Origin of the sequence: Phenylobacterium sp. (genome assembly GCF_035475775.1) — a bacterium.
Taxonomy (GTDB): Bacteria; Pseudomonadota; Alphaproteobacteria; order Caulobacterales; family Caulobacteraceae; genus Phenylobacterium.
In genome coordinates, this window is the sequence record NZ_DATIMC010000062.1 from 1 (window position 1) to 19,381 (window position 19,381).

The following is a 19,381-nucleotide window of genomic DNA, read 5'->3' on the forward strand; positions in this document are numbered from 1 at the left end:
CTCGCCGCGCCGCCAGGGCCGCGCCGACCGCGCCGGCCGCCAGCACCAGGGAGAGCGCGATGAAGTCGACCCGCAGCACCCACTTGGAGCCCAGGTCCGCGCCGGGCAGCACGTTTGCCATGGCCGCCAGGTTCTTGGCCGCCGTCCAGAGGTTGTGCGCCACGCCGGCCGGGCTGGTCAGGTGGAACTGGGCGTCGGGCAGGAAGGAAAGCGCGCCCCAGGCGTGGCTCTGCGCGGCCCAGGCGGCCAGCAGCGAGGCCGCGAACAGCGCCGCCGCGCCTCGCGCCGCCCGCTCGCGCCGGTGGACAAAAGCCACGAGCCCGCCGGCCAGGATCAACGGCAGGACGATGGCCGGCATGGCCCAGGGATCGGAAACCGCGTCGATGACCTCGCAAGCCCCGCTCGCCAGCGCAAGCAGGACCGAGCCGCGCTCGATGGCGGCGGCGGCGATGACCAGGGCCGCCAGCGCCCAGGCCATGGAGACGTTGTGGGTCACCGGATAGGCGAGGTAGCCCGCGCCGCCGAGCGCCGCGGGATTGGGGAAGGCCAGCACGCAGGCGAGCGCCAGGGCCGCGGTCGCCCCGGCCAGGCGCCAGGCGAGGGCCGCGGTGAGGGCCAGGCTCGCGGCGAAGATCGCCCAGCCGGTCGCCACCAGCGTCGTCGGGCTGCCGCCGGCCATCGCGAAGACCAGGCCGTCGATCGGGGCCAGCGAGAAGAGCCAGTTGTCGGGCGTGTAGCGCCAGGAGGGCAGGAAGCTCCAGCCGTAACGCTGGAACCCTCGCCACAGGGCGAGCGGCACCGCCATGTCGGAATCCGGCATCCATAGGCTCACGGCGTAGCGGAAGCTGACGAACAGCCCGAACGCCAGCCCGGCCGCCGCCAGGGCCATCAGGCCGGCGCGCGCGCGCCACGGCGCGAGCGGGGGCGCTGAACGCACCTGGCTCAATCGCATGGCTCCCCCTCGCTGAGGGACCCTGCATACCTGCGCCGGTCTGCACGGACAACCGGCGGTTGGCGCCTTCGCGCCGGCGCTGGCCGAGCCGTCCCACGCCTGCCGCCGCAGGCGCCGTTCGTCCCCTCGAGCGTCACGCTGGTGGCGGAAAAGCCCGCCCGCGCCTGAAAGCGCGACCCTGCGTCAGTTCGCCGGATGGCTCCGTTCGGCGGCGTCAGACCTAGTGCGACCGCGCGGCGGCGAGTGAGAGACCGCGGCCTCGGCAGGCCAGGGGCCGCCGCGCGACTTGCTATCGTGTTGCGATGTTGTTCGCCTGCCGCCGCTCAGCTCGCCCGCAGCGCCTCGGCGACCGGCAGCCGCGCCGCCCGCAGCGCCGGGAAGATGCCGCCGATCAGCCCGATCGCCAGCGCCACGCCGACGCCGGTCAGCGCCAGGGACGGCGTGACGCTCGCCTGGAACGCCAGCCCGGCGGTGTCGACGCCGCGCCCGTTGAAGGCCAGGGCCGCGAGGCCGACGCCGATCAGCGCGCCCGGGATGGCGAGCGCCAGCGCCTCGACGATGATCGAGACCACCACCGAGCCGCCGTCGAAGCCGATGGCGCGCAGGGTGGCGATCTCCCGCACGCGCGCATCGACCGCCGCATAGAGCGTCGTCACCGCACCGGCCGCGGCTCCCACCGCCATCACGCCGCCCACGAAGAAGCCCACGAAATCGAACAGCACGCGCAGCTGCTTCATCTGGTCGCGATAGTACTGGCCGAGCGTCTTCACCTGGGCGTTCAGCTGCGGGTTCGACATCACCCAGTCGCGGAAGCGGCGATAGTCGGCGGCCGAGGCGAGCTGCACCCCGATGCTCTGGTAGGTCGTGCTGCCGAACGCCGCCTTGATGGTCTCCACGTCGCCGGCCAGCGAGTTCTCGTCGATCCCGCCCTCGTCGGCGTAGATGCCGACCACCCGCCAGGGCGCGCCGCGGATGTCGATCGTATCGCCCACGTCCAGCCCGCGGAACAGGTCGTGGGCGGTCTTGCCGACCACCAGCTCGTGCATGCCGGCCCGGAAGATCCGTCCCTGGACCATGTGCAGGGTCGGCTTGTTCATCAGGTTGCCGATCTCGCCGGTGCCGCGCAGCATCTCGTTCTGCGGCGCGCCGTCCTTGCGGCGGACCACCTCGACGCCGACGGCCGCCAGCGGCTGGATCATCGCCCGGCCGTCGGCGGTGCGCTTGACGCCCGGCGCGGACTGCAGCACCGCCACGTCGGCGGTGGTGAAGGCCCCGGCGAACTCCGAGGCGCCGCTCGCCGGCAGCAGCACGGCCCGGTCCTCCTGGGCGTTGACGTCGACGAAGCGCCGCACGCCCTGGCCGATCGCCAGGATGCAGACCATCACCGCGACCACCGTGGCGACCCCGATCACGGTCACCAGGGAGGGTCCGAGCCGCTGCGGCAGGCTGCGCAGGGCCAGGGCCGTCGTCACCAGGATTTGCCGGAGCGGATGCATCTGGTCCTCCTCAGCGTCCCGCCAGCGCATCGACGATCGAAAGCCGCGCCGCCCGCCAGGCTGGGATGGTGGCGGTGACGAGCGCCAACAGCACGGCGACGATCAGGCCGGCCGGCAGGGCAGGGCCCGCCTTCACGTTGAAGTGGATGGTCTTCATCACCACCGGATAGAGCGCCGTCGAGATCAGCAGCCCGGCGATGGCCGCCGCCAGGCAGAGCAGCACCGCCTCGGCGATGGTGAGCGCCGCCAGGGCCGCATCGCCGAAGCCCAGCGTCTTCAGGACGGCCAGCTCGACGATCCGCTCGCGCCCGGCCTGGATCATCACCGAGCCCACCGAGAACAGCAGCGCGAAGAACACCGCCCCGGCGATCAGCCGCACCGCCAGGCCGACGTCGCCCAGCCGGGCCACCGAGGCCAGCGCCAGCTGCCGGAGCGAGTAGGTCTTGGTCTCGTGCGGCGAGTTGGCGAACTGGCGGTCGATGGCGAGCGCCAGCGTGCCCGACTTCAGGGGATCGTCGATCCGCACCAGGTAGTCGTTGACCGTGCCCGGGCCCGAGACGCGGCTCTGGTCGATGTAGTCGTAGTTCAGCAGGACGACGCCGCCGAACACGTTGTCGTCGGGATTCGAGGGATAGATCCCGACCACGTCCACCGGGAAGGCCTTGCCGCCGTTCTTGTTGGCGTAGAACTGCGGCGTCAGCGGGATGCGGTCGCCGACCTTGAAGCCGTAGAGCTTGGCGGCGTCGGCGGGGACGAGCGCGCCGCTCCTCGTCGCCTTCAGGGCCTGCCATTGCGCGGGCGCGATCCGCAGCTGGTCGTCGAGCGCCCGGGCCTCGTCCGGGTCGATGGCCTGGGCGGGCAGGAAGGCGCCCGGCTGGCGGAAGGGCCCGCCGAAGAAGACGATCCGCGCCACGGCCCTGACCCCGGGCGTGCGCTTCAGGACCGCGAGGTCCGCCAGCGGCATGAGGTCGAGGGGGCCGACCCGGCTGGCGGTGACCAGCACGTCGGCCTGGGCGTTGGCCACCAGCCGGTCCAGCCCGGAGGTGAAGCCCTGCAGCACGCCGAAGATCACGAAGGCGCTGGCGATCGAGACCAGCGTCAGCATCGTGCGCCCGGGGCGTCGCCAGAGCCCGGCCCAGATCAGCGGCAGGAACTTCACGCCGCTACCGCCGGCTCGGCGGCGAGCGCGCCCTTGTCGAGGTGGACGACGCGGCTGGCGAACTCGGCGGCCTTCGGGTCGTGGGTGACCATGATGATGGTCTTCCCCTGTTCGCGGTTGAGCAGCTGCAGGAGGCCCAGGATCTCCTCGGCGGTCTCCCGGTCGAGGTCGCCGGTCGGCTCGTCGCAGACCAGCAGGGTGGGGTCGGTGACGATCGCCCGGGCGATGGCCACGCGCTGCTGCTGGCCGCCGGAGAGCTCCGAGGGCTTGTGCTTGCGCCGGTCGGTCAGGCCGACCAGCTCCAGCGCCGAGGCCACGCTGCGCTTGCGCTGCGCGCGCGACAGGTTGGTGAGCAGCAGCGGCAGCTCGATGTTCCGCTCGGCCGACAGCGTCGGCATCAGGTTGTAGAACTGAAAGACGAAGCCCACGTGGCGCGAGCGCCACTTGGCGAGCTCGCCGCCGGAGAGGTCGTCGATGGGCTCGCCGGCCACCAGCACCTGGCCCTCGGTCGGCCGGTCGAGGCCGCCGATCAGGTTGAGCAGCGTGGTCTTGCCCGAGCCCGAGGGCCCCATCAGCGCCAGGAACTCGCCCGGCGCGACATCGAGGTCGAGGTTGTGCAGCACCTCGACGCTCTCCGATCCGCGCTTGTAGCGCTTGATCGCCCGCCGCACGCTGACCAAAGGCTCCATCGCGCCCTCCCTCACGTCGTCGCCGGCTTGCGCCGGACCTTCACCGCCCGGCCGTCGCTCAGCTTTTCGGCGCCTGCGACAGCGACCGCCTCGCCGGGGCTGACGCCGGCGATCAGGCTCTGTTCCTGGCTGGTCTTCTCGCCGAGCCGCACCGCGCGCCGCTCGGCGTGGCCGTTGGCGATCACGAAGACCACGGTCTGGCCGCTGTCCTCGCTCTGCACGGCCTCGGCCGGCACCACCACCGAGCGGCCCGACTGCGGCGTCCCCGCGCCAGTGGGCTTGGGGCCGAGGAACGCGACGTGGGCGCCCATCTGCGGAATGATCCGCGCGTCCTTCTGCTGCAGCCCGACCCGCACGCTCACCGTCGCCTTCGACTGGTCGGCGGTCGGCACGACGGCGATCACCTCGCCGGGGATGTCCCAGTCCGGATAGGCGTTCAGCCGGACGCTGACCGGCATGGCCGGCGTCACCCGGTTGATGAAGTTCTCGGCGACGTCGACCTCGACCTCGAGCGAATCCATGTCGACGATCGTGCCGATGCCGGTGCGGGTGAAGCCGCCGCCGGCCGAGACCGGGGAGACCATCTCGCCCGGCTGCGCCGCCTTGACGGTCACCACGCCGGCGAACGGGGCGCGGATGACGGTGTCGTCCTCGGCCCTCCGCTGGACCTCGACCGCCGCCTGCGCGACCTGCGCCTGGCGCTGGGCGAGCGCCAGGTTCTCGCGCGCCGCGTCCGCCGCGGCCATGGCGTCCAGGACGTCCTGGTCGCTCAGGAAGCCCTTGTCGTGCAGCTTGCGGCTGCGCTCGGCCTTCGGACCGGCGCTCTCGAGGTTCGCCTGGGCGACGCGCACGCCGGCCTGTGCGGCCGCCGCCTGCGCGCGCGCCTGGTCGAGCGCGGCCCTGACGTTGGAGTCGTCGAGCCGGGCGATCACCTGGCCGGCCGCGACGTGCTGGCCCTCCTCGATCAGCACCTCGGCGACCTTGCCGGTGATCTTGGAGGAGACCGTCGCCGCCCGGCGCGCGACGACGTAGCCCGAGGCGTCGAGCAGCGAGCGGCCCTCGGCCGCGCCGCCGCCGCCGAGCGGCCTGGCGGTCGCGGTCTCGACGCTGACCAGGTCGGGCCGGGCGACCACAAACCAGCCCACCGCGACGATGGCCGCCAGCGCGGCCAGGCCGCCCAGCGCCCAGGGCCAGAGGTTCGGCCCGCGCCGGCGCCGCGCCACGGCGGCCTGCGGCTCCCGCTCGATCTTCAGCTGGTCGATGAGCGAGCTCTTGCTCACGCCGGGGCCCCGGCGAGCCAGCGCTCCAGGCCCGCGCTCGTCCACCGCGTGTGACCCGCCCCTGGCATCTTGGCCAGCATCCCCCGTTTGCAACCGCCTACGAAGTGAATTGCAGTTCAGATTCGCGCCATCCGGGGGAGATTACGAGTGTAGTCTAGCCTGTAAAGGCCAATTCCGCGCCAGGCTCGGGCGATCGGCCGGCTCGCGTCAGGGCCACGCGACCAGAGGCGGCATGGAGGAGAGCATGGTCTCGATGTTGGCGCCCTGCCTGAAGCCGAACATGGTGCCGCGGTCGTAGAGCAGATTGAACTCCACGTAGCGGCCGCGGCGGACGAGCTGCTCGGCGCGGTCGGCCTCCGTCCAGGGCTCGTCCATGCGGTGGCGGACGATCTTCGGGTAGACCTCCAGGAGGGCCTCGCCGACGGCCCGGGTGAAGGCGAAGTCGCGCTCGAAATCCCCGGAGTCGTGGCGGTCGTAGAAGATGCCGCCGACGCCGCGCGGCTCTCCCCTGTGGGGCAGGAAGAAGTACTCGTCGCACCAGGCCTTGTACTTCGGGTGCCATGCCGGATCGAAGGCGTCGCAGGCGCCCTGCATCGCCGAATGGAAGAGCCTGGCGTCGTCGGCGTCCGGGCTTCGCTGCTCGTCCAGCATGGGCGTGAGGTCGGCGCCGCCGCCGAACCAGCTCACCGCGGTCGACAGGAACCGGGTGTTCATGTGCACGGCCGGCACGCGGGGCGAGCGCGGATGGACGATCAGGCTGATCGAGGCCGAGACATAGCTCGGGTCCCGGTCCGCGCCCGGCATGGTCGCCGCCATCTCAGGGGTGAAGCGCGCGAGCGCCGCCGAGGTGTGGACGCCGGCCTTCTCGAACAGCCGGCCCGAGAAGAAGCCGCCGATCCCGCCGCCCGAGCCCGTCTCGCGGGTCCACGGCCGAAACTCGAAGCGGCCCGGCGGATCGGGATAGAGCTCGTCCGGCGCCGCGTCCTCCAGCCGCTCGAGCTCGGCGCAGATGCGCTGCTGCAGGGCCTCGAACCAGGCCTTGGCGCGCTCGCGGCGTGCGAGGATTTCGGCGGGCAGGCTGCTCATCGTCGCCGTGCTAGCCCGGCGGGGCGGGGCTTGGGAAGCCGTTCGTCCCGTGCTGCGCCCCGGCGGGCGGGCCCCTGCATGGCGAACGTCGCCGGCGAGTAGCGGAATCCGTGAGAATTACGCCGGAGGGGGCATGGCGCATCACCTGGCGCCAGGCGCCATATCCACCGCGGCGGGCCCAGGCAGACGACCAACCTGACGGCCGCGCCGAGGTTTTCCGGATTGTGCGGTTGAAAAAGCGCCAAACGCATTCTAAGCGAACCGCCACGGGATGGACCGGGGGCAGAGAGAGGCGAATCACGGAACGCGGCGAGGTCTCGCGAGCGCTTCCGCGATATTCGTCCTGCCCCGAACGAGGTCCCATCCGGCGGCCCTTTACCGGGGCTCTGGACGGGTCCAAAGGCTTCAGCGCCCCTCGCTCGGGGCCTCGAATTTGAAGGGTAGCTTTGGTGTCTGACACCGCACTCGGCGCAAACCCCGATCCGCACGCGTCAGCCGACGATCCCCATCGCCGGGATTTCATCCACATCGCCACCGTCGCGGCCGCCGCCGGCGCGGTGGTCTCGCTGGCCTGGCCGTTCATCGACCAGATGAACCCCGCCGGCGACACGCTGGCGATGGCCGAGATCGAATTCGACCTGACCAAGGTCCAGGAAGGCCAGCAGGTGGTGGTCAAGTGGCGCGGCAAGCCGCTGTTCGTGCGCTACCGGACGCCCAAGGAGATCGCCGAGGCGGTGCACGACGACCACGCCGACCTGCGCGACCCTGCCACCGACGAGAGCCGGCACAAGCCGGGCAAGCCGCAGTGGCTGATCCTGATCGGCACCTGCACGCACCTGGGCTGCGTGCCGACGTTCGGCGGCGGGGATTACGGCGGCTGGTTCTGCCCCTGCCACGGCTCGGTCTATGACACCTCGGGCCGGATCCGGAAGGGCCCGGCGCCGAAGAACCTGGCGGTGCCGGACTACAACTTCCTCTCCGACACCAAGATCAAGGTCGGCTGACGACGATGAGCGGACATTCCACTTACGAGCCGAAGACCGGCTTCGAGCGCTGGATGGACATGCGCCTGCCGATCATCCGGCTGGCCTACGACAGCGTCGTCACCTTCCCGACGCCCAAGAACCTGAACTACTGGTGGACCTTCGGCGGCATCCTGGCGCTGTGCCTCGGCATCCAGATCGTCACCGGCATCGTGCTGGCGATGCACTACGTGCCGCACGTCGACTACGCCTTCAACTCGGTCGAGCGGATCATGCGCGACGTCAACTACGGTTGGATGATCCGCTACATGCACGCCTCGGGCGCCTCGATGTTCTTCCTGGCGGTCTACATCCACATCTTCCGCGGGCTCTATTACGGCTCCTACAAGGCGCCGCGCGAGGTGCTGTGGATCCTGGGCTGCATCATCTACCTGCTGATGATGGCCACGGCGTTCATGGGCTACGTCCTGCCCTGGGGCCAGATGAGCTTCCACGGGGCGGTGGTGATCACCAACCTGCTGGGCGCCTTGCCGCTGGTGGGGCCCGCCATCACCACCTGGCTATGGGGCGGGTTCGCGGTGGACGATCCGACGCTGAACCGCTTCTTCTCGCTGCACTACCTGCTGCCGTTCGTGATCGCCGGCGTCGTGGCGCTGCACATCTGGGCGCTGCACGTGCCGGGCAACAACAATCCGACCGGCGTCAACGTGAAGTCGAAGGACGACACCGTCCCCTTCCATCCGTACTACACGGTGAAGGACAGCTTCGCGATCGCGCTGTTCCTGATCCTGTTCGCCTTCTTCGTGTTCTGGTTCCCGAACGCGCTGCTGGCGCCCGACAACTCGGTCCGGGCCAACCCGCTGGTCACCCCGCAGCACATCGTCCCCGAGTGGTACTTCCTGCCGTTCTACGCGATCCTGCGCTCGGTCCCGAACAAGCTGGGCGGGGTGCTGTTCATGTTCGGCGCCATCGCCATCCTGTTCGTGCTTCCGTGGATCGACACCTCGAAGGTGCGCTCCATGCGCTACCGCCCGACCATCCGGCTCTACTTCTTCATCTTCATCCTGGCCTGCCTGATCCTGGGCTGGTGCGGCGCCCACGAGCCGGCCGACCAGGTGATCCCAGGGTTCACCACCTTCACGCTCGGCGACTACGACCTCAACACCATGGTCTGGCTGTCGCGCGTGGTGGCGCTCTATTATTTTGTCTACTTCCTGATCATCACGCCCGTGATGGGGCTCAAAGAGAAGCCCCTGCCGATGCCGGAGTCGATCTCCGAGCCGGTTCTGTCGCATCCCGCCAGCGGTCCGGTCGGGACGGCCGCGGCCACCAAGAAGGGTTGAGCCTGAGATGCTGCGCAAAGGTTTCGCGCTCGCGGTGTTGGGGCTCGCCTTGGTCGGGGCGCCGGCGCTGGCGGCCACCACCAACGAGCCGCCGAAGGACATCCACTGGTCCTTCGAGGGCCCGTTCGGCAAGTTCGACGCCGAACAGCTGCAGCGCGGCTACAAGGTCTATCGGGAGGTCTGCTCGGCCTGCCACTCGATGGACCTGATGTACTTCCGCAACCTCGGCCAGAAGGGCGGGCCGTTCTACGACCCGAAGTACCCCAACCCGATCCAGAATCCGTACGTCAAGGCGCTGGCCGCCGACATCAAGGTCAAGGATATCGATTCCGAGACCGGCGACGACATCCAGCGCCCGGCGACGCCGGCCGACAAGTTCCCGGCGCCGTTCCCCAACGAGGCCGCGGCGGCTGGCTCCAACGGCGGCAAGGCGCCCCCCGACCTCTCGGTCATGGCCAAGGCGCGGGAGGGCGGTCCGGCCTACATCTATTCGATCCTGACCGGGTTCGTACCGGCCCCGCGCGGCCTGAACGTCATGGCCGGCCGCTACTACAACCCCTACTTCCCCGGCGACGTGAGCTCGTTCTGGACCGGGCCGAAGGACCAGGTCCCCAAGGGCGGCTTCATCGCCATGCCGCCGCCGCTCGCGCCGAACAAGGTGACCTTCGACGACGGAACCCCCTCCACCGTGAGCAACGAGGCCCGCGACGTGGCCGCGTTCCTCGCCTGGGCGGCCGAGCCGAAGATGGAGGAGCGCAAGCAGTTCGGCCTGGGCGCGATGATCTACCTGCTGATCTTCACCGGCCTGCTCTATGCGAGCTATCGCCGGATCTGGCGGAACGTCTCCCACTAGGGCGGGGCCGCGCGGCCGGCGCGATCAGCAGCCGCCCGCGCGGAAAGTCGAAGCGCAGGCGGTAGCGGGCGAGCAGCGGCGCGCCGATCTGGCCGGCCAGCGCCGGATCCGGGGCCTTGATCAGGCCGGCCGGCAGGCCTTCGTAGAGATCGCCCGCGAACCCCAGGGCGCGCAGCTTCGGGCGCAGGACACCGTAGGGAAAGAGCTCCTGCGGCTTCCCGGCGCCGGGCGCCTGGGCCACCGCATCGCTCAGGCGCACGGCCGTGTCGGCCCCGGTGGCGAGCGCGAAGGCGCCGCGCCAGGCGCGCGTTCCGTCCGACACCGAGGCCTCCACCGTGGGCAGTCCCGCGATCCAGCGCAGCGGCAGGACGGCGCGGGCGCGGAAGGGCGGGGCGCGCCCCGGCCGCCGGATGGAGACGCGGCAGGGCGAGACGCTGACGTCGACCACATAGGCCTTCAGCAGGTCCGCGCCGATCACCCCGGCGATGGGGGTGGGGAAGAGACCGGTGCGGAGGTCGAGCCTGGCGACCTCGACCGGGCGGGTCTCCAGCGTCAGGCCGGCGATGCGGATCTGGCCCGCGAGCGAGGTCGCCGCGAAGCCCGCGCCGCCGGCCTGGGTGTCGCCGAGCAGCGTCGTGGGCGCGGCGGTGTCGAAGATGTAGTCGCCGGCGACGCCCAGCACCTCGGCCGGGACGACCACCACGCCCTGGTCGAGCCAGCAGGCCGTGTCCCCCGCCCGGGCGGCGGGGGCGGCCGCCGCGGCGGCCAGGGCGAGAAGGGTGAGGGTGAGTCGCACCTGGCCTTCGACGATAGCCAAGCCCGCCCCGCTCGGCGATAAGCACACCTCGATCCGCCGCAGGCGCGCCGATGGACCTGACCAGCCTCATCCGCACCATCCCGGACTATCCGAAGCCCGGGATCATGTTCCGCGACATCACCACGCTCATGGGCGACGCCCGCGGCTTCCGGCGCGCGGTCGACGAGCTGGTGCAGCCGTTCGCCGGCATGAAGGTCGACAAGGTGGCGGGCATCGAGGCGCGCGGGTTCATCCTGGGGGGCGCGGTCGCCCACCAGCTCTCCGCCGGGTTCATCCCGCTGCGCAAGCGCGGCAAGCTTCCGCACAAGACCCGCACCGTGGAATACGCCCTGGAATACGGGACCGACGCGATCGAGATGCACATCGACGCCCTGGCCCGCGGCGAGCGGGTGATGCTGGTGGATGACCTGATCGCCACCGGCGGGACGGCGCTGGCGGCGGTCGACCTGCTGCGCCAGGGCGGCGCGGAGATCGTCGCGGCCTGCTTCGTGGTGGACCTGCCGGAGCTTGGCGGGGCGGCGAAGCTGAAGTCCGCCGGCGTGCCGGTCTCGACGCTTGTCGCCTTCGCGGGACATTGATCGCGGGCGCCTTAACCCCGCCCCAGCGGGCGCCTAAATTTTCGGGCCATGGCCTTCACGCGCGCCTGGCGGAACTTCAAGCGGATGCAGGACCTGACGGTCGCCACTGCGAGCCTGATCTACTCGGGCGCGGTGGTGCACGCGCTCGGCCGCCTGCCCGGCGGCGGCGGGGCGGTGCTGCGCTGGACTCTGCTGTGGCCGGCGCTGTTCCTGCTGGCCTCGCTGGTGATCCCGCTGGTGGTGCCGGTGCTGAAGCGATCGCTCGCCCGCTATGTCTGGCTGAGCTTCAAGGCCGGCTTCGGGCAGACGCCGGTCTCGATCGTCACCGGCGTCGCGCTGCTGCTGGGCGCGGCGCTGTTCATCTACCGGCAGGTGGCGGCGGTCGCGCAGAGCGGGCAGTACCACGCCAACGTGTTCTCGGCCTACGCCGCCGGGATCGGCATCCTGGCGGCCCAGGCCGTGCTGGTGCGCGCGCTGGAGCGGGTGCCGGAGGTTCGCGAGCGGATCGTGGAGGAGGGACGCTAAGCCGCGCTGCGTCCGCCGCCGTGGTTGGCGAAGAGGGCGAGGGTGCGGAGGCCGGCGAGCCGCGCGGCTTCGGCGTCGTAGCCGTTCGGGGCCACGAAGGCGTGGCCCGCGTCGTAGAGATGGACGGCGAGGTCAGGGTAGGCTTGGCGGATCGATTCCACGTCGGCTGGGGGGATCAGCTCGTCGCGGCGGCCGAAGTGCAGGAGCACAGGGACCTTCGGCGTCTCCTCGAGATGGCGCGCGATGTGGCCGTAGTAGCAGGCGACCGCCGAAAGGCCCTCGCAGCGGCCGGCAGCGAGCCACGCGACCGTTCCCCCGAAACAGAACCCCACCGCGAACACCGGCGGCTGCAATGCCAGGATCGCGGCCTGCACCGCGTCCAGGACCTCCGCGCCCCAGCCGCTCGCCTCGGCGAAGCCGTTCTGGCGGGCCATCAGGGCCGGGTCTGTGTCGCGGTCGGCGAAGCCGCGCTGGAAGCGGTCGAAGAGGCTCGGGACCAGCACCTCGTAGCCCAGGTCGGCATAGCCGTCGGCGAGCTCGCGCAGATGGGGCGTGACCCCCCAGATTGCGTGGCAGATGACGAGCCCGCCGCGCCGCGCCTCGGTGGCCGGCGCGCGATAGGCTCCGAAGGTGAAGCCGTCGCGGGCGCTCCGCAGACTGACTGTCTCTCCCACGTCGCCTCACGCCGCCTCGAACAGCTCGAGCGTGCGGTGGCGGGCGAGGTCGGCGGCCTCGGCGTTGTAGCGCTCCGGGCTCTCGTTGTTGAAGCCGTGCCCGGCGCCGTCATAGATGTGGACCGCCACGCCCGGGTTATGGGTCTGAACCGCCCTTTGCACCTCGTCGGCGGGAATGCCGTGATCCGCGCGGCCGAGGTGGACGATGGTGGGACACTTCGGCGTCAGGGCGGCGTTCGCCTGCACCATCGAGCCGTAGTAGCTGGAGGCGGCCGCGATCCCGTCGAGCTGGCAGGCGGCGAGCCAGGCGAGCGAGCCGCCGTAGCAGTAGCCGACGACGCAGACCTTCTGCGCGCCGTGCGCCTTCAGGAAATCGCGGGCGGCGGCGATGTCGGTGAGCGCCTGCTCGATCGGCGTCGCGCGCGCAAGGGCGATGCCGGCCTGCATGCCCGCGGGGTCGTGCTCGGCGGTGAAGCCCCACTCGCGGCGATCGTAGAGCGAGGGCGCGACGGCGTCGTAGCCGGCCTTGGCCCAGCGGCCGACGTCGGCGCGGATGTGGCGGTCGATCCCGAAGATCTCCTGGATCACGATAACCCCGCCCTTGCGCGGGGTGAACGACGGCTCGTGGTAGGCGGAGAACTCGAAGCCGTCCGCGCCCGCGATTCTGATCGTCTCGCCCATCTCGCCCCTCCCAGAGGATCCCGTCTCAGACATTGAACCGGAAGTGCATGACGTCGCCGTCCTTGACCACGTAGTCCTTGCCTTCCGAGCGCATCTTGCCGGCGTCGCGCGCGCCCGTCTCGCCGTTCAGCCGCACGTAGTCATCGTAGGCGATGGTCTCGGCCCGGATGAAGCCCTTCTCGAAATCGGTGTGGATGACGCCCGCCGCCTGGGGGGCGGTGGCGCCCACCGGCACGGTCCAGGCGCGCGTCTCCTTGGGCCCGGCGGTGAAGTAGGTCTGCAGGCCCAGGAGCTTGTAGGCCTCGTGGATCAGCCGGTTGAGCCCGGGCTCGGCGAGGCCAAGCGTCTCCAGGAACTCGCCGCGCTCGTCGGCGTCGAGCAGGGCGATCTCGCTCTCGATCTTGGCGGAGATCACGACCGCCTTGGCCCCGTCTCGGGCGGCGCGTTCCTCCACCTGCCTGGAGAGCTCGTTGCCGATGGCGGCGGAAGGTTCGTCGACATTGGCCACGTAGAGGGCGGGCTTGGCGGTCAGCAGCTGCAGCATGCGCCAGGCCCTGTCGTCCTCGGGCGCGACCTTCGCCACCCGCGCCGGGCGGCCGGCCTCGAGCTCGGCCAGCGCCAGCCGGACCAGGCGCAGGGTGGCGCCGGCTTCCTTGTCGCCGGTCTTGGCCCGCTTCTCGAGGTTGACCACCCGCTTCTCGAGGCTCTCCAGGTCGGCCAGCATCAGCTCGGTCTCGACGATGTCGAGATCGGCCAGCGGATCGAGGCGGCCCTCCACGTGGGTGACCTCGGAATCCTCGAAGCAGCGGGCGACGAAGGCGACCGCATCGGTGTCGCGGATGTTGGCCAGGAACTGGTTGCCGAGCCCCTCGCCCTTGGAGGCGCCGCGCACCAGGCCGGCCACGTCGACGAAATTGATCCTGGCCGGAATGATCTCCTTCGAGCCGGCGATCCTGGCCAGCGCCTCGAGGCGCGGCTCAGGCACCGCCACGTCGCCGACGTTGGGCTCGATGGTGCAGAACGGATAGTTGGCGGCCTGGGCCGCGGCGGTCTCGGTCAGCGCATTGAACAGGGTCGACTTGCCGACGTTCGGCAGGCCGACGATGGCGACTTTCAAGACCATGGGATCCTTCAGACAACGTTAGAGGGGCGGGACCTAGCATGCGGCCAGAGCCGCCGCGAACGGCTTTTGTCGCAGGCCGAGCCCCTATCGAAGGGCGCACCGAACGGCCATCTAGCGTACCGTGTCAGCCGAGCGAGAGATTCCCAGGTCATGAGCATGCTTCCCGAGGAGGGCGGTCTTCGCCAGGTGCTGGCGCGCTACCAGCGCCCCAGCCATCGGCGCAGCGCCCTGGAGATCGCGATCACCGCCGCGCCGCTCCTGGCGCTGTGGGGCGCGGCCCTGTTCACGGTCTCGCACGGCTGGTGGTGGGGGGTGTTCATCACCCTGCCGGCGGCGGCCTTCCTGGTGCGGCTGTTCATGATCCAGCACGACTGCGGGCACGCGGCCTTCTTCCGTTCGCGCACCGCCAACGAATGGACCGGGCGGCTGATCGGGGTCCTGACCATGACGCCCTACGACTACTGGCGGCGCACGCATGCGATCCACCACGCCACCTCCGGCAACCTCGATCGCCGCGGCCTGGGCGCGCTGGAGACCATGACGGTCGCCGAATACATGGCCAAGCCGCGCCTGCAGCGGCTGGGCTACCGCCTCTACCGCAATCCGCTCGTCATCTTCGTCCTCGGCCCCGCCTACATGTTCCTGCTGCAGCATCGGCTGCCGATCGGGCTGATGGGCCAGGGGCGCGCCTGGCTGAGCGTGCTCGGCAACAGCCTGGGCCTGGCGCTCCTGATTGTCGTCCAGCTGATGCTGGCGGGCCCGCGCGCGCTGCTGCTGGTGCACCTGCCGATCGTGGTGGCCGCCGCCTGCGTCGGCGTGTGGCTGTTCTACGTGCAGCACCAGTACGAGCAGGCCTATTGGGCGCGGCAGCCGGCGTGGACCGCCGAGGAGGCCGCGCTGAAGGGCAGCTCGCACCTGATCCTGCCGCCGGTGCTGCGCTGGATGACCGCCAACATCGGGGCGCACCACATTCACCATCTGGGCAGCAAGATCCCGTTCTACCGGCTGCCGCAGGTGCTGAAGGACCATCCGCGGCTGAACGAGACGAGCCGGCTCACGCTCGGCCAGGCGTTCACCTCCATGCGGCTGGCGCTCTGGGACGAAGCCAAGGGCCGGCTGGTCTCCTTCCGCGAGGCCCAACGCCGCAGCCCGCAGCCCAGCGCGGCCTGAAGCTCCCGCTCAGTCCCCCTTGCCGCGGGCCAGCGCGCGCGGATCGGCCTTCTCGGCGGGCGCGAGCCGCATCACCTCGGCCTGGTACTTCTCGTCCTCGCCGGCCGCCAGCAGCGGCGCCGCATCGGCGCAGGCGGCGATGAGCGGCTCGACCCATTTCAGCTCGGCCTTGTGGAAATCCGAGAGCACGTGGCCCTGCACCAGGTCCTTGTGGCCGGGGTGGCCGGTGCCCATCCGGGCGCGACGGAAATAGGGGCTCACCTGGGCGGTGATGGAGCGGATGCCGTTGTTGCCGGCCGCCCCGCCGCCCGCCTTCATCCGAAAGCGGCCGGGCGCCAGGTCGATCTCATCGTAGAACACCACCAGCTCGGCCGGATCGAGCTTGAAGAAGCCCAGCGCCTCGCCGACCGAATGGCCCGAGTCGTTGTAGAAGGTCTGGGGCTTGAGGATGAGGCTCTTGACTGGGCCCTGCGGAGTCTCGATCTCGCCCGCGCGGACCAGGCCCTGGAAGCGCCGCCGCTCCGGTCCGAAGCCCCAGCGCCGCGCGATCTCGTCGACCGCCATGAAGCCGATGTTGTGGCGGTTCCTGGCGTACTGCGGCCCGGGATTGCCGAGCCCTGCGATCAGCAGCATCGCGTCCCTCCCTTAATGGGGAGGGGGGTCCGAGCGCAGCTCGGACCGGGTGGGGGAGCCGGGATCAAGCTGAGAACGCCGTGTTCTGGCCCACACATCCCCACCCTGACCGCTCGGCGGTCTGTCCCTCCCCGCGAGGAGGGAACGCCTACGCCTCGCCGCCTTCCTCGCTCGTTTCGGCTTCGGCGGCGGCTTCCTCGCCCTCGGCCTCGGCCGCGCCCTCGACAGGCTCTTCGGCCACCTCGGCCATCATGCCGGTGACGGAGGCCACGACGACGTCGGCGTCGATCGCCGCCTTGGCGGCGGGCGGCAGGCGGATGTCGGAGACCCGCACGTTGTCGCCGATCTCCAGGCCGGTGAGGTCCACCACCAGCTCCTCGGGGATCTGGTCGGCGGGAACCAGCACCATCACCTCGTGCAGGGCGATGTTGAGCGTGCCGCCGCGCTTGAGGCCGGGCGCCTCCTCGTGGTTGCGGAAGTGCACCGGCACGGCGATGCGGATTTCCTGGTGCTCGTCCACCCGATAGAGGTCGAAGTGGAGGGGCTCGTCGGTCACCGGGTGCACCTGCACGTCCTTGGCGATGACCCGCTGGCTTTCGGCGCCGTACTTCAGGGTCACCAGGTGGCCCAGCAGCTTGCCCGTGTAGAGCGCCTTGCGGAACTCGTTGGCCTTCACGGTGATCGAGACCGGCTTCTGGTCGCCGCCGTAGAGGATTCCCGGGACCAGGCCCGCGCGGCGGGTCTCGCGCGCAGCGCCGGTGCCGGCGCGCTCGCGGACCTCAACATTCAGAACGATCTCGGCCATGGCCCCGCCTCAAAACGAAGCCGCCGCGCGATCGGCGCGCGGCGACGCAAAAAAAGGGTGCGCGTAGATACACAATCGGCCCGTCCCGCGCAACGGGGCGGGCGGCTCAATCCGGCTTCTTGCGACGGTGCGGGCGCTTGGTCGTCGGCGTGGTGGAGACCTGGGTGATGCGCGGCGTATCGAACACCGGCGGGTCCGGGTCGGCCGCCCCCGCGCCCCGCAGCAGGCAGGCGCCGGTGTCCTTGAGCACGTGCTGGCCGAGGCAGAACACGTCCTCGTAGTGCGGCTTGGCGACCGCCAGGCACTGGTAGAGGTTGAGCTTCGACATGTTGAGGCACTGGGCCGAGTGCGGCTCGGCGGTCAGCGGCATCACCTGCTCGAGGCTGGCGTCATCGGCGTAGCCGAGCGCCGCCAGGGCGGCCACGGCCATGGAGCGGACCACCAGCGGCGTGTAGGGCGGCGCGGCGCTGTTGGCCGCGAGGGTCAGCGGCTCGGCGCCGGTCACCGCCTGCTGCAGCTTGGCGGTGATGTCGGTCGAGCCTTCGAGCGGCATGGACGACAGCTGCTTGGCCATGGCCAGCCGCGCGTCGCGGCCCGGCACCTCGGCCTTCGACCAGGCGAAGTGCTGCACGTCGTAGGCGGCCTGCTTCACGGCCTTGCCGTCGTCGAACAGCTTGCGGCCATCTTCGGTGAACGCGTTCACCACCAGGCCCGCGGCCCCCGCCGAACCGCTGAAGCCGATCGTATAGGCCGGGTCCTTCATGATCTCATAGGCGACCTGGCGGCGCTGGTCGGGGTCCTTGGCGTAGGTCCGCACGCCCTCGCGGAAGCCGGGGTCCTGCAGCGCCACGACCGCGCCATAGGCGATCGCCCCGCGCAGCAGCTGGTCGGGCTGATAGGACTCGCCCACCCGCAAGCCCTGCGCGACCGCCGCCCCGTCGGTGAAGGCCGGCGAGATCTGGGCGGCGCGATCGACGTAGGCGCGATAGGCGCTCGCCTGTTCGAGAAGCTTCTGGGAGAGGCTGACGCTGGGGACGGGGGCGGCCGGCGGCGGGGCCGGCGCGGATGGCGGCGCCTCCTGCGCGCAACCGGCGAGGACGGCGGCCGTGACGACGGCGGCGAGCGCGAGCCCGCGGCGGCCCGGAACCTGGATGCTCATCAAGCGGCCTTCCCCTCGAACGAGTGGTGAAGAACTAACAGCGGCCCCCCGAGAGATTCTGGCCTTGCCCGGTAAATTCTTCCTGAGCAAGCGCGGCCGGACGATGCGCCCGCAAATCGCCTCTAGTCGAAGAGTTTGGACACGCTCTCCTCGTTGGCGATGCGGCGGATCGCCTCGCCGACCAGGCCCGCGCAGGACACCTGGCGGATGCGGCAGTCGGGGCCGATGTTCTCGGGCAGCTCGATCGAATCGGTGACCACCAGCTCCTTGAGCACCGAGGCCTTCACCCGCTCCGAGGCCGGACCCGAGAGCACGCCGTGGGTGATGTAGGCGGAGACCTCCTCGGCGCCGGCGTCGATCAGCGACTGGGCGGCCGAGCAGAGGGTGCCGGCGGTGTCGACGATGTCGTCGAAGATGATCAGCCGGCGGCCCGAGACCTCGCCGATGATGTTGGCGACCTCGGTCTTGCCGGGCCCCGAGCGGCGCTTGTCGACGATCGCCAGGTCGGCCTCCAGCCGGCTCGCCAGCGCCAGCGCCCTGACCACGCCGCCCACGTCCGGCGAGACTATCATCAGCTCGCTGGTCTTGGCGTAGTGCGCCTTGATGTCCTGCGCCATCAGCGGCGCGGCCTGCAGGTTGTCGGTGGGGATGTCGAAGAAGCCCTGGATCTGGCCGGAGTGCAGATCCATGGTCAGCACCCGGTCCGCGCCGGCGCGGGTGATCAGGTTGGCGACCAGCTTGGCCGAGATCGGCGTGCGGCCGCCCGTCTTGCGGTCCTGCCGGGCGTAGCCGAAGTAGGGCATCACCGCCGTGATCCGCTTGGCCGAGGCGCGTTTCAGCGCGTCGATGCAGATCAGGAGCTCCATCAGGTTGTCGTTGGCGGGATAGCTCGTCGACTGGATCACGAAGACGTCCTCGCCGCGGACGTTCTCGTCGATGGTCACCCACACCTCGTTGTCGGGGAACCGCTTCACCTGCGCCTTGGTCAGCGGGACGTCGAGGTGGACCGAGACGGCCTGCGCCAGCGTACGGTTGGAGTTGCCGGCCAGCAGCTTCATCGGGGCCCCCGCGTCGATTTCAGCGATTGCGCGCGCTTGTACCAGCGGGCGCGCCGGAGTCCAGACGGGGCGGCAGGGTTGGCGTAAGCTTGACCGCATGAGCGGACCGCAACTGACGCCCCAGGCTTATGTCCTGGCCGTGCACGACCTGGCCGGCGAGAGCGCCTACTACGTAGACGTGCTGGGCTTTCAGCGAGAGTGGAGCGAGCCCGGCAACTGGGAGGGCCTGGCGCGGGGCGGGGTCCGGCTGCGCCTCGGCCGGTGCCCGGACGCCCTGCCGGTGCGCGAGCTGGGCGACCATAGCTATTTCGGCTTCT

21 protein-coding genes are annotated in these 19,381 nt (G+C 70.6%); 7 read left to right on the forward strand and 14 right to left on the reverse strand.

The features are described 5' to 3' along the window. The 6 genes from VLI41_RS07705 to hemF form a co-directional block, all read right to left on the reverse strand. Positions 1-937 (reverse strand): hypothetical protein (locus VLI41_RS07705; protein WP_325267489.1); only part of this gene is annotated, 937 nt, incomplete at its 3' end. Positions 938-1,275: 338 nt separating this feature from the next. After that, positions 1,276-2,448: an ABC transporter permease gene (locus VLI41_RS07710; RefSeq protein WP_325267490.1), complete on the reverse strand. Its 1,173-nt coding sequence runs from the start codon at positions 2,446-2,448 to the stop codon at positions 1,276-1,278. Positions 2,449-2,458: 10 nt separating this feature from the next. Then, the gene (locus VLI41_RS07715) at positions 2,459-3,607 is read right to left on the reverse strand and encodes an ABC transporter permease (RefSeq protein ID WP_325267491.1); all 1,149 of its coding nucleotides are present in this window, start codon (positions 3,605-3,607) and stop codon (positions 2,459-2,461) included. Beyond that, positions 3,604-4,296 (reverse strand): ABC transporter ATP-binding protein, encoded by a 693-nt coding sequence (locus tag VLI41_RS07720; RefSeq protein WP_325267492.1) that lies wholly within the window; start codon positions 4,294-4,296, stop codon positions 3,604-3,606. The genes VLI41_RS07715 and VLI41_RS07720 overlap by 4 nt, the downstream gene beginning before the upstream one ends. A gap of 11 nt (positions 4,297-4,307) precedes the next feature. Further along, positions 4,308-5,576 (reverse strand): efflux RND transporter periplasmic adaptor subunit, encoded by a 1,269-nt coding sequence (locus VLI41_RS07725; protein WP_325267493.1) that lies wholly within the window; start codon positions 5,574-5,576, stop codon positions 4,308-4,310. A gap of 207 nt (positions 5,577-5,783) precedes the next feature. After that, positions 5,784-6,662 (reverse strand): oxygen-dependent coproporphyrinogen oxidase, encoded by an 879-nt coding sequence (gene hemF / locus VLI41_RS07730; protein WP_325267494.1) that lies wholly within the window; start codon positions 6,660-6,662, stop codon positions 5,784-5,786. Positions 6,663-7,111: 449 nt separating this feature from the next. Between hemF and petA the strand changes: the two genes are divergently transcribed. The 3 genes from petA to VLI41_RS07745 are packed head-to-tail and all read left to right on the forward strand — an operon-like array spanning position 7,112 to position 9,841. Then, positions 7,112-7,666, forward strand: a complete 555-nt coding sequence (gene petA / locus VLI41_RS07735; protein ID WP_325267495.1) for a ubiquinol-cytochrome c reductase iron-sulfur subunit — start codon at positions 7,112-7,114, stop codon at positions 7,664-7,666. Positions 7,667-7,671: 5 nt separating this feature from the next. Continuing rightward, entirely contained in the window at positions 7,672-8,988 is a 1,317-nt protein-coding gene (locus VLI41_RS07740) for a cytochrome b/b6 (protein WP_325267496.1), read from the forward strand. A 7-nt stretch (positions 8,989-8,995) separates the two neighbouring features. Then, positions 8,996-9,841 (forward strand): cytochrome c1, encoded by an 846-nt coding sequence (locus VLI41_RS07745; protein WP_325267497.1) that lies wholly within the window; start codon positions 8,996-8,998, stop codon positions 9,839-9,841. On the opposite strand, the gene VLI41_RS07750 is transcribed toward VLI41_RS07745, so the two are convergent. Next, positions 9,786-10,658 carry a hypothetical protein gene (locus VLI41_RS07750; protein WP_325267498.1) on the reverse strand — a complete coding sequence of 291 codons (873 nt, stop codon included), beginning with the start codon at positions 10,656-10,658 and terminating at the stop codon, positions 9,786-9,788. The genes VLI41_RS07745 and VLI41_RS07750 overlap by 56 nt on opposite strands. 50 nt (positions 10,659-10,708) lie before the next feature. On the opposite strand from VLI41_RS07750, the gene VLI41_RS07755 reads away from it, so the two are divergent. Both VLI41_RS07755 and VLI41_RS07760 read left to right on the forward strand, forming a co-directional pair. Next, the gene (locus VLI41_RS07755) at positions 10,709-11,236 is read left to right on the forward strand and encodes an adenine phosphoribosyltransferase (RefSeq protein ID WP_325267499.1); all 528 of its coding nucleotides are present in this window, start codon (positions 10,709-10,711) and stop codon (positions 11,234-11,236) included. 48 nt (positions 11,237-11,284) lie between these two features. Further along, positions 11,285-11,761, forward strand: coding sequence for a hypothetical protein (locus VLI41_RS07760; RefSeq protein ID WP_325267500.1), 477 nt, complete (start codon positions 11,285-11,287; stop codon positions 11,759-11,761). Here VLI41_RS07760 and VLI41_RS07765 read toward each other — a convergent pair. The 3 genes from VLI41_RS07765 to ychF are packed head-to-tail and all read right to left on the reverse strand — an operon-like array spanning position 11,758 to position 14,239. Continuing rightward, positions 11,758-12,435, reverse strand: coding sequence for a dienelactone hydrolase family protein (locus tag VLI41_RS07765; protein ID WP_325267501.1), 678 nt, complete (start codon positions 12,433-12,435; stop codon positions 11,758-11,760). The genes VLI41_RS07760 and VLI41_RS07765 overlap by 4 nt on opposite strands. 6 nt (positions 12,436-12,441) lie before the next feature. After that, positions 12,442-13,116, reverse strand: a complete 675-nt coding sequence (locus VLI41_RS07770; RefSeq protein ID WP_325267502.1) for a dienelactone hydrolase family protein — start codon at positions 13,114-13,116, stop codon at positions 12,442-12,444. Between the two features lie 25 nt (positions 13,117-13,141). Then, complete coding sequence (ychF, locus tag VLI41_RS07775; RefSeq protein ID WP_325267503.1) at positions 13,142-14,239, reverse strand: redox-regulated ATPase YchF; 1,098 nt, start codon at positions 14,237-14,239, stop codon at positions 13,142-13,144. A 150-nt stretch (positions 14,240-14,389) separates the two neighbouring features. Here ychF and VLI41_RS07780 point away from each other — a divergent pair, with 150 nt between their 5' ends. After that, positions 14,390-15,409: a fatty acid desaturase gene (locus tag VLI41_RS07780; RefSeq protein ID WP_325267504.1), complete on the forward strand. Its 1,020-nt coding sequence runs from the start codon at positions 14,390-14,392 to the stop codon at positions 15,407-15,409. Between the two features lie 9 nt (positions 15,410-15,418). On the opposite strand, the gene pth is transcribed toward VLI41_RS07780, so the two are convergent. From pth to VLI41_RS07800, 4 genes are all read right to left on the reverse strand, one after another. Beyond that, positions 15,419-16,042 carry an aminoacyl-tRNA hydrolase gene (pth, locus tag VLI41_RS07785; RefSeq protein WP_325267505.1) on the reverse strand — a complete coding sequence of 208 codons (624 nt, stop codon included), beginning with the start codon at positions 16,040-16,042 and terminating at the stop codon, positions 15,419-15,421. Between the two features lie 148 nt (positions 16,043-16,190). Further along, positions 16,191-16,847, reverse strand: a complete 657-nt coding sequence (locus VLI41_RS07790) for a 50S ribosomal protein L25/general stress protein Ctc (protein ID WP_325267506.1) — start codon at positions 16,845-16,847, stop codon at positions 16,191-16,193. A gap of 106 nt (positions 16,848-16,953) precedes the next feature. Beyond that, the gene (locus VLI41_RS07795; RefSeq protein ID WP_325267507.1) at positions 16,954-18,006 is read right to left on the reverse strand and encodes a hypothetical protein; all 1,053 of its coding nucleotides are present in this window, start codon (positions 18,004-18,006) and stop codon (positions 16,954-16,956) included. 122 nt (positions 18,007-18,128) lie between these two features. Next, positions 18,129-19,064 (reverse strand): ribose-phosphate pyrophosphokinase, encoded by a 936-nt coding sequence (locus tag VLI41_RS07800; RefSeq protein ID WP_325267508.1) that lies wholly within the window; start codon positions 19,062-19,064, stop codon positions 18,129-18,131. Between the two features lie 97 nt (positions 19,065-19,161). On the opposite strand from VLI41_RS07800, the gene VLI41_RS07805 reads away from it, so the two are divergent. After that, a partial coding sequence (locus VLI41_RS07805) for a hypothetical protein (RefSeq protein ID WP_325267509.1) occupies positions 19,162-19,381 on the forward strand: 220 nt, incomplete at its 3' end.